Genomic DNA, 16,146 nt, shown 5'->3' on the forward strand with positions numbered 1-16,146 from the left:
GGAATAAAGCGCAGCAGGTGATAGCCTCCCAAGCACCGGACCGCGCGGGGCGCCAGCAGGGCTGGCGCCCCTTCTTTCAGGGAGAGGGAGAAAGATGAAACTGTTCGATATTGATGGCGACGTGGCGCTGGTGACGGGCGCCGGCAGCGGCATCGGTCAAGCGATCGCCATCGGTCTGGCGGAAGCCGGCGCCGATGTCGCCTGTTTCGGCCACAGCTCGAAGGGCGGGCTGGAAGACACGGCCGACAAGATCAGGGCGCTCGGCCGCAAGGCGCTGGTGCTGACCGGAACTGTCACATCGCAGAGCGATCTCGCGGCAGCGGTCGAACGCGTCGAAAAGGAACTCGGCGCGCTGACGATCGCGGTCAACAATGCCGGCGTCGCCGGTGCCGAACCCGCCGAGACGCTGCCGATGGAGAAGTGGCAGAAGCTCTACGACGTCAATGTCAGCGGCGTGTTCCTGTCCTGCCAGGCCGAGGCGCGCGTCATGCTGCCCCGCCGCAAAGGCTCTATCATCAACATCGCCTCGATGTCCGGCTCGATCGTCAACCGGGGCCTGACGCAGGCGCACTATAATTCGTCCAAGGCGGCGGTGATCCATATGTCGAAGAGCCTCGCCATGGAGTGGGCCGATCGCGGCCTGCGCGTCAATGTGGTGAGCCCCGGCTACACGCTGACGCCGATGAACAAGCGGCCGGAGGTCGCCGAGCAGGTCAAGATCTTCGAGCGCGACACGCCGATGGGCCGCATGGCGAGGCCTGAGGAAATGGTCGGGCCGACCGTGTTCCTGGCGAGCCGGGCCGCGAGCTTCGTCACCGGCATCGACCTCATCGTCGATGGCGGCTTCGTCTGCTGGTAGGAGAAAGAAAAAGTGCAGAAGCGTTTCGAAGGAAAGACGGCAATCGTCACAGGCGCCAGCGGCGGCATCGGTGCGGCCATGGCGAGGCGTTTCGCGGCGGAAGGTGCGGCGGTCGTGATCAGCGCCATTGATCCGCGCGTCGACGAGGTCGCCGCCGGCCTGAAGGCTGCGGGCGCGAAGGTCGCCTCGATGCGCATGGACGTGACGAAGAAGGACGAGGTCGAAGCGCTTTACGATCTCGCGGAGAATGAATTCGGTCGGGTCGACATTTCGGTGCAGAACGCCGGCGTCATCACCATCGCCAAAATCGAGGCGATGACGGAATCCGAGTGGGACAAGGTGATGGCGGTGAACACGAAAGGCGTGTTCCTGTGCTGCCAGGAAGCGATCGCGCGCATGCGCAAGCACGGCCAAGGCGGCCGGCTGATCAACACCGCGTCCGGCCAGGCGCGGCAGGGTTTCATCTACACGCCGCATTACGCGGCGTCGAAATTCGGGGTTGTCGGCATCACGCAGAGCCTGGCCAAGGAAGTGGCCAAGGAAAAGATCACCGTCAATGCCATCTGCCCCGGCATCATCGACACCGACATGTGGGCCTATAACGACACCGCATGGGGCAAGCTGCTCGGCGACTACAAGCCGGGCGAGCTGATGGCGGAATGGGTGAAGAACATCCCGATGGGCCGCGCCGGCAGCGGCGAAGACGTCTCGGGGCTCGTCAGCTTTCTCGCCAGCGATGACGCGGCCTACATCACCGGACAGACCATCAATGTCGACGGCGGCCTGATCATGTCGTGAGAAGGGCTGCGATGCGTTGAGTGACTGCGTCGCCAGCCTCGCTGCGACCCAGGCAGCCGGGTCGCGACAGCCGATTTCATCGCAGGTTCTGCGACATAAGACGGCTTGCCGCGGTGATTGCGCTCCTGTATCGCCACCGAATATGTTCACCTCGAGTGAAATAAATCGGCGGAAATTTGAGGGGCGCCATGGCGAAGAAGACGACCGACAACAAGCCTTCCGGCGCGAGCGACCAAGCCAAGCCGTTGCCGAAGAGCGTCTCGGCGGACGGGCGAAGCGTGCGAACCATCCGCGCGCCGCTGACGCAGAATCCGCACGCCGTCCGCGACACGCGCGAGAAGGTGCTGGAGGTAGCGATCGGCCATGAGGTGCGCGCCTTCCGCAAGAAGCTCGGCATCACCGTCGCCGATCTCGCGGCCGCCACCGACATTTCGCTGGGCATGCTGTCGAAGATCGAGAACGGCATCACCTCGCCCTCGCTGACCACGCTGCAGGCGCTGTCGCGGGCGCTCGGCGTGCCGGTCACCGCCTTCTTCCGCCGCTTCGAGGAAGAGCGCGCCGCCGTCTTCGTCAAGGCCGGCGAAGGCGTCGACGTCGAGCGGCGCGGCACACGCGCCGGCCACCAGTACAATCTGCTTGGACATATCGGCGCCAACACCAGCGGCGTGGTCGTCGAGCCCTATCTGATCACGCTGACCGAGGACTCCGACGTGTTCCCGACCTTCCAGCATGCGGGGATGGAGTTCCTCTATATGCTCGAGGGCGAGGTCGTATACCGGCACGGCAGCAATCTCTATCCGATGAAGCCGGGCGACAGCCTGTTCTTCGACGCCGATGCGCCGCATGGCCCGGAAGAACTGACACAGCTGCCGATGCGCTATCTCTCCATCATCTGCTATCCGCAGAACAGCACGACCTGACCAATCCGAACCCGGACATCGCTCGGTGACGCATTCGTCGAAGGTCCGACCTCGCGAAGCATTTCCGTGGCATTTCCACCAGCTCGTGCCGGCGCTGTGCCGTCCGCGGTAATTTTCCTGCAGGCAAATAGTTTTATCCACAGGCAATCCTGCGGCGGACCCCCAAACCGTTTACCGAACGGAAAACCGGCTTGACAACTTCGCGGTTCGGGCAGAACTTATGAAAAAAATTTCACTCTGTTGAAAGAGTGGACGCCCGGTCGATTGCGGGGCCGGACGTCGAGAAAAGGGGAAAAACCGATGTCCGATCTTAAGCAGCGCATCGAAGCGCTGTACCGTTCCGACGTGCGCGGATCCGTGCTCCTGATCGTCTGCCTTTGGGCGACGATCCTCTTCGTCCTCTTGATGACCTGGGCCTACATCCCCGACAGCGGGATCAAGCTCGTGGTGGTGATCGCCGCGGCCGCGGTGCTGATCTTCAACACCGCCGCCATCCTGGCGATGCTCAACCACTACAAGGAAGACAAGGATTTCATCTACGGCCTCGACATCAAGAACGCCGATGCGTTCCGCAACCGCCAGTCCTGAAGGGAGAAAGCATGTCCCGCTACATTCCGCCGGAGCAGAGCAAGGCCGGTCAGGTCTTCGACATCGCCGTCGTCGTCGTCGCCATTTTCGTGGCGCTTTGGTTGCCGCTGAAACTCGGCCTCGCGGGTGCTGCGAAATCGATCGACGTGCTCGACGCCAAGACCTGGGAAGCGCTCGGCCAGAACGCGACCATGGCCTCAATCTGGGAAAAGCTCGGCTACACGCCGGAGACCGCCCACGACATCATCCAGAACCGCTTCCATTACATCATCGACTGGCCGACGCTGATCATCATGGCGGTGGTGCTGATCGCCTATTTCGTCTTCATGTTCCGCGCCTCCGATCGCGAATATCGCGAGGTGATCAACGAGAAGTTCGACGGCAAGTAACCCGGGAACACGATCATGTGGATGACAGTCTCTTACGCATGTTGGGGCATCTCGATCCTGCTCGCGCTGTGGATGCTCTACGACTGGTTCAAGGTCGACACGACCTATTCCGAGGAGACGCTGACCTCCTCGCGCGAAGGCGAGCTTGAAGCCGTCTCCGAAAAGCACCGGATCTGAGTGGAGCCTCACCAATGACAGTCGCGGTTGAAACGAGAGAAACGGTGGTCCACGGCGACCGGGTCTCACTGCTACGCGTGCTTGGCCCCGCCCATGTCTGGGCGCTCGGCGTCGGCATCGTGCTGGTCGGCGAGTTCACCGGCTGGAATTTTGCCGCCGACAAGGGCGGCGCGCTCGCCGCGCTGATCGTCTGCTGGATCGTCGGCCTGCTCTACACGTCGGTCGCCATGATCGATTCCGAGGTGACGTCCACCGTCGCCGCCGCCGGCGGCCAGTACGCGCAGGCCAAGCACATCGTCGGGCCACTGATGGCTTTCAACGTCGCGCTGTTCCTGGTCTTTGCCTACACGATGCTCGAAGTCTCGGATGCGATCCTGCTCGGCGACACCATCGTTGCCAAAGCAGGTGTCGAGGGATTGACCCACAATTCCTTCATCGCCGCCACCATCGTCGTGCTGGCATGGCTCAACTATCGCGGCGTGCTGATGACGCTCAACGTCAACTTCGTCATCACGGCGATCGCCTATATCTCGATCGTCATCCTGTTCTTTTCGGTCAGTCCATGGACGCAAGGGGCGGTGCTGAAGCTCAACGAACTGGTCACTCCCGGCAACGCGCTGCCCTATGGCTGGATCGGCGTGATCGCCGCCTTCCAGTTCGGCATCTGGTACTATCTCGGCATCGAGGGCACCACGCAAGCGGCCGAGGAAGTGCGCTCGCCGGCGCGTTCCCTGCCCTATGGCACGATGGCCGGCATGATCACGCTTCTGATCGCCGCCGCCATGACCTGGTATGTCTGCGCCTCGCTGATGCCGTGGGAATATCTCGGCATCACCTATTATCCGCTCTGGGACGCCGGCAAGCTGACCGGCAGCCCGCTGCTCGAGAACCTGCTCTTCATCGCGACGCTGCTTGCAGCCCTTGCCTCGGCCAATGGCTGCATCAATGACGCCGCCCGCGCCTGGTTCTCGCTCGGCCGCGACCGCTACCTGCCGAGCTGGTTCTCGGCGGTGCATCCGAAGTATCGCACGCCCTATCGGTCGATCCTGTTCCTGCTGCCGATCGCGCTGGCCTTCGCCTTCATCGCCGATCTCAACCAGGCGATCACCTTCTCGATCCTGTCGGGCGTGCTGCAATACACCTTCATGAGCATCAACATCATGATGTTCCGCAAGAAGTGGCCGCTCGGCTCGATCCGCCGTGGCTACACGCATCCCTTCCATCCGCTGCCGGCGATAGTGCTGTTCTGCCTGTGCGTGGTGACCTTCTTCGCCATCTTCCTCGGCTTCGGCTCGCAGCTGATCGCGATGATCGCCTTCTACTTCCTGATCTCGCTGTGGTTCCACTTCTACCGCTACAAGTTCGTGCGCCGCGGCGACCAGTTCACCATGCCCTGGCCGAAGCCGCAGGGCTATTGAACGGAAAAAGACCCGCCGCCTGGCGGCGGGTCTTGGCGTGTCGAGATGTCTGAGTTGACGTCAGTCTTGTTTGCCGGGGCGATCGTATTTGCGGTCGTCCTTCACCTTGCCTGGCTTGCGCGCTCCAGCCGCAACAGGGCCAGGGCGGCGCTCGCCGACGACGAGGCCGCCATCCGCGCCGTTATTCGCGACGCGATCGACGTCTCCGACGGCACGGCCGGCGTCGCTACCTGGGCGGGTTCGCACAAGGGCGAGCGAGCGCAGGTGCGTACCATCGTTGACACGCTCGCGACCAGAAAGCTTCCCGCGCGCTGGCTCAGCGTGTCGATCACCGAGCCGGTGGCGGTGCCGGGCGTTTTCGACATGATGATGCGGCCGGGATCGCCGACGAGCTTCTCCAATTTCGACCATCTCGAACACACGCTGCCGAAGACGGCGGCGTTCCCCGACGAGGCGGTGCTGCGGACAGACCGCAAAGGCATCGTCTTCCCGCAGGAGGTGATCGCCGCGCATGCCGGGATATTCGGCGAAAGCCGCGCCAAGGAATTGCTGATCACGCCGAAGGGCGTGCGCATCGTGTGGCTGCTGGCCCAGGCCGATCGGGCGCGCTACGGTGTGTTCCGGCAAGCCGCTTTCGGCGACGCGAGGCTCGATCCGACATTGATCGAAAAACTGCTCGAAGCCGCATCCTCGATTCGCGACGCGATCAACCAGTGCGAAAGGCAGGCCGCATGAGCAACGCCACCGAACCCGCCGCCCGGCCTTCGAACCCTTATTTTGTCCTGGCCTCCGCGATCGTCCTGCCGGGCAGCGGACATGTCATGCTCGGCTTGCCGGCGCGGGGCCTGCAGTTCCTGTTCTTCATGGTGATCCTCGGCTGGGTCACAACCAAGGTGGCGCCGGCGGATGCCAGCTTCATCGGTCGCCATGCCGGCGGGTTCCTGATCTATGCGCTGTCGATCCTCGATGCCTACACGATAGCGCGCGTTCGCCACGCGATATGGGCCCACGGCCATCCCGACGGCGACAACGCTACAGGCGGCGCGAGAACGGAAATATAATCAGAGGAAAATTTCTTTCATGCCATTGAATTCGCGGATTTCATTCGGTACACCATCTGGAAGCCACAAACGTCGGAGGCTGACATGTGCGGAATCGTCGGACTTTTCCTCAAGGACAAGACGCTGGAGCCGAAGCTCGGCGCGATGCTGTCGGAGATGCTTATCTCGCTCAGCGACCGCGGTCCGGACAGCGCCGGCATCGCCATCTATGGCGCGGCGACCGGCAACGAGGCTAAGATCACCGTGCAGTCGCCGAAGCCCGAGCGCGATTTCCGCGGCCTCGACGTCGAGCTCGCCAAGGCGGTCGGCGCGCCGGTGAGCGTCGCGGTGAAGTCGACGCATGCGGTTATCTGCACCACGCCCGACAAGGTCGACGCCGCGCGTGAGGCGCTGCAGTCGCTTCGGCCCGATATCCGCATCATGGGCGCCGGCGAAGCAGTCGAGATCTACAAGGAAGTCGGCCTGCCGGAAGCCGTCGTCGATCGCTTCGACGTGCGCTCGATGACCGGCACGCATGGCATCGGTCACACCCGCATGGCGACGGAGTCGGCGGTCACTACGATGGGCGCGCATCCCTTCTCGACCGGCGCCGACCAGTGCCTGGTGCACAACGGTTCGCTCTCCAACCACAACAATGTCCGCCGCGAGCTGGTGCGTGAAGGTATGACCTTCGAGACGGAGAATGATACGGAAGTGGCGGCCGCCTATCTCTCCAACAGGATGGCGCATGGCAAGAATCTCGGCGAAGCGCTCGAAGGCACGCTCTCCGACCTCGACGGCTTTTTCACCTTCGTCGTCGGGACCAAGAACGGCTTCGGCGTTGTGCGCGATCCGATCGCCTGCAAGCCGGCCGTGATGGCCGAGACCGACCAGTATGTCGCGTTTGGCTCGGAATATCGCGCGCTCACAAAATTGCCCGGCATAGACAATGCGAGGGTCTGGGAGCCGGAGCCCGCAACGGTCTATTTCTGGGAGCATTGAGTTCATGCCTGCAACACCCATGCCGAAGGCGCAGCGCGAGCAAGGCCATGCGAGGGTCTTCGACCTCGCAGAACAGTCGCTGCGCGAGCTGAACCAGGCGCTTCATCAGGTGACCCCCGGCTCGAACGAGACCGCTTGGGAAGTGCTCAACCCGAAAGGCAGCCATTCGGTCGCCGTCGGCGTCGACCAGCCGATCAGCATCGATGTGCGCGGCAGCGTCGGCTATTACTGCGCCGGCATGAATGATGGTGCCGCGATCACCGTGCATGGCTCGGCCGGCCCCGGCGTCGGCGAGAACATGATGTCCGGCTCGATCGTGGTCAAAGGCGATGCCAGCCAGTATGCCGGCGCCACCGGCCGCGGCGGCCTCTTGGTCATCGAGGGCAATGCTTCCTCGCGCTGCGGCATCTCGATGAAGGGCATCGATATCGTCGTGCACGGCAATATCGGCCACATGTCGGCCTTCATGGCGCAGTCCGGTAATCTGGTGGTGCTGGGCGATGCCGGCGACGCCCTGGGCGATTCCATCTATGAGGCGCGGCTCTTCGTGCGCGGCAAGGTCGAAAGCCTGGGTGCCGACTGCATCGCCAAGGAGATGCGGCCCGAGCATATCGAACTGCTGCAGGGCCTGCTCGACAAGGCCGGCGTCACCGACGTCGAAGCTTCGGAGTTCAAGCGCTACGGCTCGGCCCGGAAGCTCTACAATTTCAATATCGACAACGCCGACGCGTATTGAGGCAAGATGACCTACCGCAACCCGCCGACGACGCCACGCAAGTCCGCGACCTTCGACGACTACACGCTTTCCGAAATACGCCGCGCGGCCGCGACCGGCATCTATGACATCCGCGGGGCCGGCGCCAAGCGCAAGCTGCCGCATTTCGACGACCTCCTGTTCCTCGGCGCCTCGATCTCGCGCTATCCGCTTGAAGGCTATAGGGAGCGCTGCGACACCAGCGTGGTGCTGGGCTCGCGCCACGCCAAAAAGCCGATCGAGCTGAAGATCCCGATCACCATCGCCGGCATGAGCTTCGGCTCGCTCTCCGGTCCGGCCAAGGAAGCGCTCGGCCGAGGCGCGACGCTTTCCGGCACCTCGACCACTACCGGCGACGGCGGCATGACCGAGGAAGAGCGCGGCCATTCGAAGACGCTGGTCTACCAATACCTGCCGTCGCGCTACGGCATGAACCCGCGTGACCTGCGCCGTGCCGACGCGATCGAAGTTGTCGTCGGACAGGGCGCCAAGCCCGGCGGCGGCGGCATGCTGCTGGGACAGAAGATCTCCGACCGCGTCGCCGAGATGCGCACGCTGCCCCAGGGCATCGACCAGCGCTCGGCCTCGCGCCATCCCGACTGGACCGGCCCGGACGATCTCGAGATCAAGATCCTGGAGCTGCGCGAGATCACCGACTGGGAGAAGCCGATCTACGTCAAGGTCGGGGGCGCCCGTCCTTATTACGACACCGCGCTTGCGGTGAAGGCCGGCGCCGACGTCGTCGTGGTCGACGGCATGCAGGGCGGCACCGCCGCGACCCAGGAAGTATTCATCGAGAACGTCGGTCAGCCGACGCTCGCCTGCATCAGGCCGGCGGTGCAGGCGCTGCAGGACCTCGGCATGCACCGCAAGGTGCAGCTGATCGTCTCCGGCGGCATCCGCAACGGCGCCGATGTCGCCAAGGCGCTGGCGCTCGGCGTCGACGCGGTGTCGATCGGCACCGCCGCACTCGTGGCGCTTGGCGACAACGACCCGCGCTGGGAGACGGATTACAACGCGCTCGGCACCACGGCCGGCGCCTATGACGACTGGCACGAAGGCAAGGACCCGGCCGGCATCACCACGCAGGATCCCGAGTTGATGAAGCGCGTCGATCCGATCGCCGCCGGTCGGCGGCTCGCCAACTACTTGAAGGTGATGACGCTCGAGGCTCAAACCATTGCCCGCGCCTGCGGCAAGAACAGCCTGCACAATCTCGAGCCCGAGGACCTGGTCGCGCTCAGCATCGAAGCAGCCGCCATGGCCGGCGTGCCGCTTGCCGGTACCAACTGGATACCGGGGAAGAACGGCTTCTAGGACACACCATCCAGGATCACATAAGCGAGGAACTATAATGGGGAACGATCTCGCCGCATTCGCCAAGGAGAACGGCGTCAAATACTTCATGATCTCCTACACCGACCTGTTCGGCGGGCAGCGTGCCAAGCTGGTGCCGGCGCAGGCGATCGCCGACATGCAGAAGGACGGCGCCGGATTTGCCGGCTTCGCCACGTGGCTCGATCTCACGCCGGCGCACCCCGACATGCTGGCGGTGCCGGATCCGGATTCGGTGATCCAGCTGCCGTGGAAGCCGGAGGTAGCCTGGGTGGCGGCTACGTGCGTGATGGACGACAAGCTCGTCGACCAGGCGCCGCGCAACACGCTGAAGCGCCTGATCGAAGAGGCCGCCCGCGACGGCATGCATGTCAAGACCGGCATCGAGGCCGAGTTCTTCCTGATCTCGCCGGACGGCAGCGCTATCTCCGACCAGTACGACACGGCGTCGAAACCCTGCTACGACCAGCAAGCGGTGATGCGCCGCTACGACGTGATCGCCGAGATCTGCGACCATATGCTGGCGCTGGGCTGGGGTCCGTACCAGAACGACCATGAGGACGCCAACGGCCAGTTCGAGATGAACTGGACCTTCGATCACGCGCTGGCGACCGCCGACAAGCACTCTTTCTTCAAGTTTATGGTCAAGTCAGTTGCGGAAAAGCATGGGCTGCGCGCGACTTTCATGCCCAAGCCCTTCCAGGGCCTGACCGGCAATGGCTGCCATGCGCACATCTCGGTGTGGGACGAGACCGGCAAGACCAATGTCTTCGCCGACAATTCGGAGGAGCTCGGCCTGTCCGCCAAGGGCAGGAACTTCCTCGGCGGCATCATGAAGCATGCTTCGGCACTTGCCGCGATCACCAATCCGACGGTCAACTCCTACAAGCGCATCAACGCGCCGCGCACCATTTCGGGCGCCACCTGGGCGCCGAACACGGTGACCTGGACCGGTAACAACCGTACCCACATGGTGCGCGTGCCGGGACCGGGCCGCTTCGAGCTGCGTCTGCCGGACGGCGCCGCCAATCCCTATTTGCTGCAGGCAGTGATCATCGCTGCCGGCCTCGACGGCATCCGCTCGAAGGCCGATCCCGGCAAGCGCTACGACATCGACATGTACCAGTTCGGTCATACCGTGACGGATGCGCCGAAACTGCCGCTCAACCTGCTCGATGCGCTGCGTGAGTTCGACAAGGACAAATCGCTGAAGGCGGCGCTGGGTGAGGAATTTTCGTCGGCATATCTAAAGCTGAAGCAACAGGAATGGAATTCCTATACTTCGCACTTCACGCAGTGGGAGCGCGACCACACGCTGGACATCTAAAGCCCGTCGGCCGTGCAATCCGATGCGATAGAGAAGAGTCGGCGTGGGCGAGCGGCCTCGGAATGATTTCATGAAATACTCGATCTTCTCGCTCGCCCGTGCCGCCCTCTCCGGCCACAAGACCTGGAAGCCGACCTGGCGGGACGCGGCGCCGAAGGATCGCTACGACGTGGTGATCATCGGCGGCGGCGGGCACGGGTTGGCGACGGCCTGGTTCCTCGCCAGCGAGTTTGGCATCCGCAACGTCGCCGTGCTGGAGAAGGGCTGGATCGGCTCCGGCAATGCCGGCCGCAACACCACCATCATCCGCTCCAATTACGGCCTGCCCGGCAACACCGGCTTCTACGAACTGTCGATGAAGCTGTGGGAGCGGATGGAGCAGGATTTGAACTACAACGCGATGGTCAGCCAGCGCGGCGTCATCAACCTCTACCATTCCGACGCGCAGCGCGACGCCTTTGCCCGACGCGGCAACACCATGCGCCTCAACGGCATCGATGCCGAGCTGCTCGACCAGGCGGCGCTCAGGAAAATGATGCCGTTCCTGAACTTCGACAATGCGCGCTTCCCGGTGCAGGGCGGGCTGTTGCAGCGGCGCGGCGGCACGGCGCGTCACGATGCCGTGGTCTGGGGCTACGCGCACGCGGCGAGCGAGCTCGGCGTCGACATCATCCAGAACTGCGAAGTCACCGGCTTCATGCGCGACACCAACGGCAAGGTCTCCGGCGTCGAGACCTCGCGCGGCCGGATCGGCGCCGGCAAGGTCGGCATGGCGGTCGCGGGCAGTTCCTCACGCGTCGCGGCGATGGCCGGACTGCGCCTGCCGATCGAGAGCCATGTACTGCAGGCCTTCGTCTCCGAAGCGATCAAGCCGCTCCTGCCCAACGTCATGACCTTCGGCGCCGGGCATTTCTATGTCAGCCAGTCGGACAAGGGCGGGCTGGTGTTCGGCGGCGACATCGACGGCTACAACTCCTATGCCCAGCGCGGCAATCTGCCTGTCGTGGAGGATGTTTGCGAAGGCGGCATGGCGCTGATCCCGATGATCGGCCGCGTGCGGCTTCTGCGCCAGTGGGGCGGCATCATGGACATGTCGATGGACGGCTCGCCGATCATCGACAAGAGCCCGGTCGACGGCCTCTATCTCAATGCCGGCTGGTGCTATGGCGGCTTCAAGGCGACGCCTGGCTCCGGCTTCGTCTTTGCTCATCTCATCGCCCGCGATCAATCGCACAAGGAAGCCGCCCGCTTCCGCCTCGACCGGTTCCAGCGCGGCGCCATGATTGACGAGAAGGGCCAGGGCGCCCAACCGAACCTCCATTGAAGACCCGACCATGCGCATAGTCTGTCCCTTCTGCGGCGAACGCGAACTCGGCGAGTTCACCTATCTCGGCGACGCCAAGCCGCAGCGCCCGCCTGCCGATGCCGGTGAAGACGCCGTCTACGACTACGTCTACCTGCGCGACAACATCGCCGGTGTGATGAGCGAGCATTGGTATCACGGCGGCGGCTGCCGGGCCTGGCTGAAGGTCACGCGCAACACGCTGACGCATGAGATTTCTTTGGTTGAGGCCGCCGCCGGCGTTGGAGCGAGGCAGGGTGCGAAATGAGTCTCACGCTCCAGGTCGGCGCCGCCCCTCACCTGCCTGCCGGCATCCTCTCCCCGTATAGTGACGGGGAGAGGGGCGCTCTCGCCAACTGTTTCGCCAATCGCCAGCGTTGCAAGATAAGAGCCGGCATCGGGGCCAGCCCACTTCTCCCCGTCTCTATACGGGGAGAAGTGCCCGGCAGGGCGATGAGGGGCAGCGCTGCCCTTCACCGTGATATCGAACCGAGAGGGTGACATCGTGACCTCTCAAGCCAATCGCCTCTCAACTGGCGGCCTTATCGACCGCTCGACGCCGCTGAGCTTCCGCTTCGACGGCAAGACACTCTCCGGCTTCCAGGGCGATACGCTTGCCTCGGCGCTCGTCGCCAACGGAGTCAAGCTGGTCGGCCGCTCGTTCAAATATCACCGCCCGCGCGGCATCCTGACGGCGGGCTCGGAAGAGCCCAACGCGCTGGTCGAGCTGCGCAGTGGCGCGAGGCGCGAGCCGAACACCAAGGCAACGACCGCCGAGCTCTATGAAGGGCTCGAGGCCGCCAGCCAGAACCGCTGGCCGTCGCTCGATTTCGACGTCATGGCGGTCAACCAGCTCTTCGCGCCGATTTTCGTCGCCGGCTTCTACTACAAGACCTTCATGTGGCCGGCGAAATTCTGGGAAGCGATCTACGAACCGGCGATCCGCCGCGCCGCCGGCCTCGGCCGCGCGGCGGGCATTCCCGATCCCGATCGCTATGACAAAGCGTGGGCGCATTGCGACGTGACGATCGCCGGCTCCGGTCCGGCCGGCGTCGCCGCCGCCCTTGCCGCCGCGCGCTGCGGCGCGCGCGTCATCCTGTGCGAGGAGGATTTTGTCCTCGGCGGGCGCTTGCTGGCCGATGGCGGTACGATCGACGGGCTGCCGGCGGCCGAATGGATTGCCCGTACCCTGGACGAACTCGCGGCGATGCCGGACGTTCGCATCATGACGCGCACGACGCTGTTCGGCGTCTATGACGGCGGTACCTATGGCGCGATCGAGCGCGTCAACGACCATCTGTCCCTACCGCCGGAGCATCAGGTGCGGCAGCGGCTTTGGCGTATCGCCGCCAAGCGCTGTGTCGTCGCGGCGGGCGCGATCGAACGTCCCATCGTCTTCGCCGGCAACGATACACCTGGCGTGATGATGGCCTCCGCCATGCGCAGCTACATCAACCGCTACGCCGCTGCACCGGCGCGACGCATTGCGCTGTTCACCAACAATGAGGATGGCTGGCGCACGGTGGAGGCGGCGATCGCAGCCGGACTGCAGGTTGCTGCGGTGATCGATGGGCGGCCAGACGTTTCGCCGGCCCATCGCTCGCGTGCCGGCAAGGGCGGCTTCCCGATTCTCAACGGCTCAGTCAGCGGCGTTGACGGCGGCAAGAGCGGTGTGCGCAAGATTTCCGTATCGCTGACCGGCGGCGCGCGCGCCGAAGTCGAGGCCGACGGGCTTGCCGTCTCCGGCGGCTGGAACCCGGCGGTCGGCCTCACCTCCTATCATCGCGGCCGGCCGAGATGGCGCGACGATATCGCCGCCTTCGTGCCGGACGGCGCGCCGCCCGGCATGGTGGCGGCAGGCGCGGCGAACGGCGCCTTCGGCCTTGGCGCCTGCCTGCGGGAAGGTTTCGAGGCAGGTGCGGCAGCGGCGCGCGATACGGGACGGAGCGGCAACGCCGGATCGGCGCCCCTCGCCGACGACGAGGCCTTTTCGCTGACGCCGCTCTGGCATGTCGCCGGCAAAGGCAAGGCCTTCGTCGACCAGCAGCATGACGTGACGGCGTCCGATGTCGCGCTGGCGCAACGCGAGGGTTTCGAGTCGGTCGAGCATCTGAAGCGCTACACGACGCTCGGCATGGCGACCGACCAGGGCAAGACTTCGAATGTGGCCGGCCTCGCGATCATGGCGGCGGTGAGCGGCAAATCCATTCCCGAAACGGGCACGACCATCTACCGGCCGCCTTATGTGCCGGTCGCCATCGGCGCCTTCGCCGGCCACCACCGCGACGAGAATTTCCATGCGACGCGGCTGACGCCGTCGCATCACTGGGCGGCCGAACAGGGCGCGGTGTTCGTCGACACCGGCCTGTGGAAACGCGCGCAATGGTATCCGTTGCCCGGCGAAAAAGACTGGCTGGAATCGGTCACCCGCGAGGTCAAGGCGGTGCGAAGCGGCGTCGGCTTCTGCGATGTCTCGACGCTGGGCAAGATCGACGTGCACGGCCCGGATGCCGGAGCCTTCCTGGACCGCGTCTATATCAACGCGTTCTCCAGCCTCGCAGTCGGCAAGGCGCGTTATGGACTGATGCTGCGCGAGGACGGTGTCGTCTATGACGACGGCACCACCTCGCGCCTGGCCGAGGACCATTATTTCCTCACAACCACGACCGCCAAGGCCGGGCTGGTGATGCAGCATCTGGAATTCTGCCGCCAGGTCCTATTCCCCGAACTCGACGTGCAGCTGACCTCGGTCTTCGACCAGTGGGCGCAATTCTCCATCGCCGGTCCGAAGACCCGCGATCTGCTGAAGGAGATCGTCGATCCGGCCGAGGACCTGTCGAACGAAGGCTTTCCGTTCATGGGCGCGCGCGAAGTCAAGCTGCGCGGCGGCCTCAAGGCGAGGCTGTTCCGGATCTCCTTCTCCGGCGAGATGGCGTTCGAGATTTCGGTGCCGGCGCGCTACGGCGAGGCTCTGGCGCGCAACCTGCTGATCGCGGGAAAGCCGTTCGGCGTGACGCCTTACGGCACCGAGGCGCTCGGCGTGATGCGCATCGAAAAGGGCCATGTCGCCGGGCCGGAGCTCAACGGCACCACAACGGCTGCCGATCTCGGTCTCGGCAAGATGATGTCGACCAAGAAGGATTTCATCGGCCGCGTCATGGCCGGCCGTGAAGCACTCGTCGCGCCGAACCGGCAGGTGGTCGTCGGCATCAAGCCGACCGACAAGGCGCGCCGCCTACGCTCCGGCGCGCACATCGTTCCCAACGGCGAGACCCCCGGACCAGACAACGACCAGGGCTATGTCACCTCGGTCTGCTTCTCGCCGGTGCTCGACCAGTGGATCGGGCTCGGCCTCGTCGAGCGCGGCCGCGAGCGCATCGGCGAGATCGTGCGCGCGCATGATCCGCTGCGCGGCGAGGAGTACGATGTCGAGCTCTGCAATTCCGTCTTCTACGATCCGGATGGAGCGCGCCAGCGTGGCTGATTTTTCCTGGAACATCCGCAGCCCGCTCGAGCGCGCCCTGGTCGCCGGCCGTTATGGCGCGCCGGGCGAAGCCGGCGTGTCGCTGACCGAGATCCGCAATTTCGACCTCGTTCAGGTGATGGCGCGGCGCGGCAAGGTGGCCGAGACGGTCAATGCCGCGAAGGCTCGCTTCGGCGTCGGCGCGCCGGAAACACCCGAGGCGGTCGACACGGCCGACGCGACGCTGATCTGGTCAGGACCGGACCAGTTCCTGGTGCTGTCGAGAGGCGGCGGGCAAAGGATGGAGACCCTTGCCCGCGTGTTTGCCGGTTTGGCCTCGCTTTCCGATCAATCACATGCGCGCGCGTTGATCAGCGTTTCCGGCGACAAGGCGCGCACGATGCTGGCCAAGCTGTCCTCGATCGACCTGCACCCCGAAATATTCCCGGTCGGCACGGCAGCCGCCACCTCGATCGACCATACCAGCGTGACGCTCTGGCGCGGGAAGAACCGACAAGGCGGCCGGGCCGTGTTCAACCTCTTGCTATTCGCAACCTTCGCCGAGAGCCTGTGGCATACGATGCTCGACTCGGCTGCGGAGTATGGCGTGACGATCGCGCATTCCGAGGAAGTGGCGTAGGCGCCTCGCCGAGCGCGCCGCGGCGGCGAGAGGCGTTCTTTCGATGCGCATCATCCGCCACCGGCTTTCGCCGATGGCGGATGATTCGAGGTTG

Annotated in this window: 17 protein-coding genes; all 17 read left to right on the forward strand. The window is 64.5% G+C overall.

Features of this window, described 5'->3' with window-relative positions; all coding sequences use genetic code 11:
* Nucleotides 1-94: 94 nt before the first annotated feature.
* The 17 genes from EOD29_RS08880 (at nucleotide 95) to EOD29_RS08965 (ending at nucleotide 16,052) form a co-directional block, all read left to right on the forward strand.
* Nucleotides 95-859 carry an SDR family oxidoreductase gene (locus EOD29_RS08880; RefSeq protein ID WP_095800949.1) on the forward strand — a complete coding sequence of 255 codons (765 nt, stop codon included), beginning with the start codon at nucleotides 95-97 and terminating at the stop codon, nucleotides 857-859.
* A 12-nt stretch (nucleotides 860-871) separates the two neighbouring features.
* Nucleotides 872-1,657, forward strand: a complete 786-nt coding sequence (locus tag EOD29_RS08885; RefSeq protein WP_067327767.1) for a glucose 1-dehydrogenase — start codon at nucleotides 872-874, stop codon at nucleotides 1,655-1,657.
* Between the two features lie 188 nt (nucleotides 1,658-1,845).
* Nucleotides 1,846-2,577 (forward strand): XRE family transcriptional regulator, encoded by a 732-nt coding sequence (locus EOD29_RS08890; protein WP_095823862.1) that lies wholly within the window; start codon nucleotides 1,846-1,848, stop codon nucleotides 2,575-2,577.
* 300 nt (nucleotides 2,578-2,877) lie between these two features.
* Nucleotides 2,878-3,165, forward strand: a complete 288-nt coding sequence (locus EOD29_RS08895) for a hypothetical protein (protein ID WP_066988933.1) — start codon at nucleotides 2,878-2,880, stop codon at nucleotides 3,163-3,165.
* A gap of 11 nt (nucleotides 3,166-3,176) precedes the next feature.
* On the forward strand, nucleotides 3,177-3,554 hold the full coding sequence (locus EOD29_RS08900; RefSeq protein ID WP_095800950.1) for a hypothetical protein: 378 nt from the start codon (nucleotides 3,177-3,179) through the stop codon (nucleotides 3,552-3,554).
* Nucleotides 3,555-3,569: 15 nt separating this feature from the next.
* Complete coding sequence (locus EOD29_RS08905) at nucleotides 3,570-3,731, forward strand: hypothetical protein (protein WP_082953998.1); 162 nt, start codon at nucleotides 3,570-3,572, stop codon at nucleotides 3,729-3,731.
* A 14-nt stretch (nucleotides 3,732-3,745) separates the two neighbouring features.
* The gene (locus EOD29_RS08910) at nucleotides 3,746-5,149 is read left to right on the forward strand and encodes an amino acid permease (protein WP_067327764.1); all 1,404 of its coding nucleotides are present in this window, start codon (nucleotides 3,746-3,748) and stop codon (nucleotides 5,147-5,149) included.
* A 45-nt stretch (nucleotides 5,150-5,194) separates the two neighbouring features.
* Nucleotides 5,195-5,884, forward strand: a complete 690-nt coding sequence (locus EOD29_RS08915) for a hypothetical protein (protein WP_127246471.1) — start codon at nucleotides 5,195-5,197, stop codon at nucleotides 5,882-5,884.
* Nucleotides 5,881-6,210: a hypothetical protein gene (locus EOD29_RS08920; RefSeq protein ID WP_127214936.1), complete on the forward strand. Its 330-nt coding sequence runs from the start codon at nucleotides 5,881-5,883 to the stop codon at nucleotides 6,208-6,210. Before EOD29_RS08915 ends, EOD29_RS08920 begins: the two co-directional genes overlap by 4 nt.
* 84 nt (nucleotides 6,211-6,294) lie before the next feature.
* Nucleotides 6,295-7,191 carry a glutamine amidotransferase family protein gene (locus EOD29_RS08925; RefSeq protein WP_127246472.1) on the forward strand — a complete coding sequence of 299 codons (897 nt, stop codon included), beginning with the start codon at nucleotides 6,295-6,297 and terminating at the stop codon, nucleotides 7,189-7,191.
* A 4-nt stretch (nucleotides 7,192-7,195) separates the two neighbouring features.
* On the forward strand, nucleotides 7,196-7,927 hold the full coding sequence (locus EOD29_RS08930) for a GXGXG domain-containing protein (protein WP_164763717.1): 732 nt from the start codon (nucleotides 7,196-7,198) through the stop codon (nucleotides 7,925-7,927).
* 6 nt (nucleotides 7,928-7,933) lie between these two features.
* Entirely contained in the window at nucleotides 7,934-9,262 is a 1,329-nt protein-coding gene (locus tag EOD29_RS08935) for an FMN-binding glutamate synthase family protein (protein ID WP_127246473.1), read from the forward strand.
* Between the two features lie 37 nt (nucleotides 9,263-9,299).
* A complete protein-coding gene (gene glnT / locus EOD29_RS08940) occupies nucleotides 9,300-10,607 on the forward strand; it encodes a type III glutamate--ammonia ligase (RefSeq protein ID WP_127246474.1) in 1,308 nt (435 codons plus the stop codon).
* 70 nt (nucleotides 10,608-10,677) lie between these two features.
* Complete coding sequence (locus EOD29_RS08945; protein ID WP_127214932.1) at nucleotides 10,678-11,931, forward strand: sarcosine oxidase subunit beta family protein; 1,254 nt, start codon at nucleotides 10,678-10,680, stop codon at nucleotides 11,929-11,931.
* Between the two features lie 10 nt (nucleotides 11,932-11,941).
* On the forward strand, nucleotides 11,942-12,217 hold the full coding sequence (locus EOD29_RS08950) for a sarcosine oxidase subunit delta (protein WP_127246475.1): 276 nt from the start codon (nucleotides 11,942-11,944) through the stop codon (nucleotides 12,215-12,217).
* Nucleotides 12,218-12,451: 234 nt separating this feature from the next.
* Complete coding sequence (locus EOD29_RS08960) at nucleotides 12,452-15,433, forward strand: sarcosine oxidase subunit alpha (RefSeq protein WP_127246629.1); 2,982 nt, start codon at nucleotides 12,452-12,454, stop codon at nucleotides 15,431-15,433.
* Nucleotides 15,426-16,052 (forward strand): sarcosine oxidase subunit gamma family protein, encoded by a 627-nt coding sequence (locus EOD29_RS08965; protein WP_127246477.1) that lies wholly within the window; start codon nucleotides 15,426-15,428, stop codon nucleotides 16,050-16,052. The genes EOD29_RS08960 and EOD29_RS08965 overlap by 8 nt, the downstream gene beginning before the upstream one ends.
* The last annotated feature ends 94 nt before the right edge of the window (nucleotides 16,053-16,146 follow it).

Source organism: Mesorhizobium sp. M1A.T.Ca.IN.004.03.1.1, assembly GCF_003997555.1.
Lineage (GTDB): Bacteria > Pseudomonadota > Alphaproteobacteria > Rhizobiales > Rhizobiaceae > Mesorhizobium.

What these genes read in the sequence shown, in the direction of transcription:
- EOD29_RS08950 (WP_127246475.1), top strand. Translation starts at nt 11,942, where the DNA reads ATGCGCATAGTCTGTCCCTTCTGCGGCGAACGCGAACTCGGCGAGTTC.
- EOD29_RS08935 (WP_127246473.1), top strand. Translation starts at nt 7,934, where the DNA reads ATGACCTACCGCAACCCGCCGACGACGCCACGCAAGTCCGCGACCTTC.
- EOD29_RS08895 (WP_066988933.1), top strand. Translation starts at nt 2,878, where the DNA reads ATGTCCGATCTTAAGCAGCGCATCGAAGCGCTGTACCGTTCCGACGTG.
- EOD29_RS08915 (WP_127246471.1), top strand. Translation starts at nt 5,195, where the DNA reads ATGTCTGAGTTGACGTCAGTCTTGTTTGCCGGGGCGATCGTATTTGCG.
- EOD29_RS08920 (WP_127214936.1), top strand. Translation starts at nt 5,881, where the DNA reads ATGAGCAACGCCACCGAACCCGCCGCCCGGCCTTCGAACCCTTATTTT.
- EOD29_RS08905 (WP_082953998.1), top strand. Translation starts at nt 3,570, where the DNA reads ATGTGGATGACAGTCTCTTACGCATGTTGGGGCATCTCGATCCTGCTC.
- EOD29_RS08930 (WP_164763717.1), top strand. Translation starts at nt 7,196, where the DNA reads ATGCCTGCAACACCCATGCCGAAGGCGCAGCGCGAGCAAGGCCATGCG.
- EOD29_RS08900 (WP_095800950.1), top strand. Translation starts at nt 3,177, where the DNA reads ATGTCCCGCTACATTCCGCCGGAGCAGAGCAAGGCCGGTCAGGTCTTC.
- EOD29_RS08945 (WP_127214932.1), top strand. Translation starts at nt 10,678, where the DNA reads ATGAAATACTCGATCTTCTCGCTCGCCCGTGCCGCCCTCTCCGGCCAC.
- EOD29_RS08880 (WP_095800949.1), top strand. Translation starts at nt 95, where the DNA reads ATGAAACTGTTCGATATTGATGGCGACGTGGCGCTGGTGACGGGCGCC.
- glnT (WP_127246474.1), top strand. Translation starts at nt 9,300, where the DNA reads ATGGGGAACGATCTCGCCGCATTCGCCAAGGAGAACGGCGTCAAATAC.
- EOD29_RS08890 (WP_095823862.1), top strand. Translation starts at nt 1,846, where the DNA reads ATGGCGAAGAAGACGACCGACAACAAGCCTTCCGGCGCGAGCGACCAA.
- EOD29_RS08925 (WP_127246472.1), top strand. Translation starts at nt 6,295, where the DNA reads ATGTGCGGAATCGTCGGACTTTTCCTCAAGGACAAGACGCTGGAGCCG.
- EOD29_RS08910 (WP_067327764.1), top strand. Translation starts at nt 3,746, where the DNA reads ATGACAGTCGCGGTTGAAACGAGAGAAACGGTGGTCCACGGCGACCGG.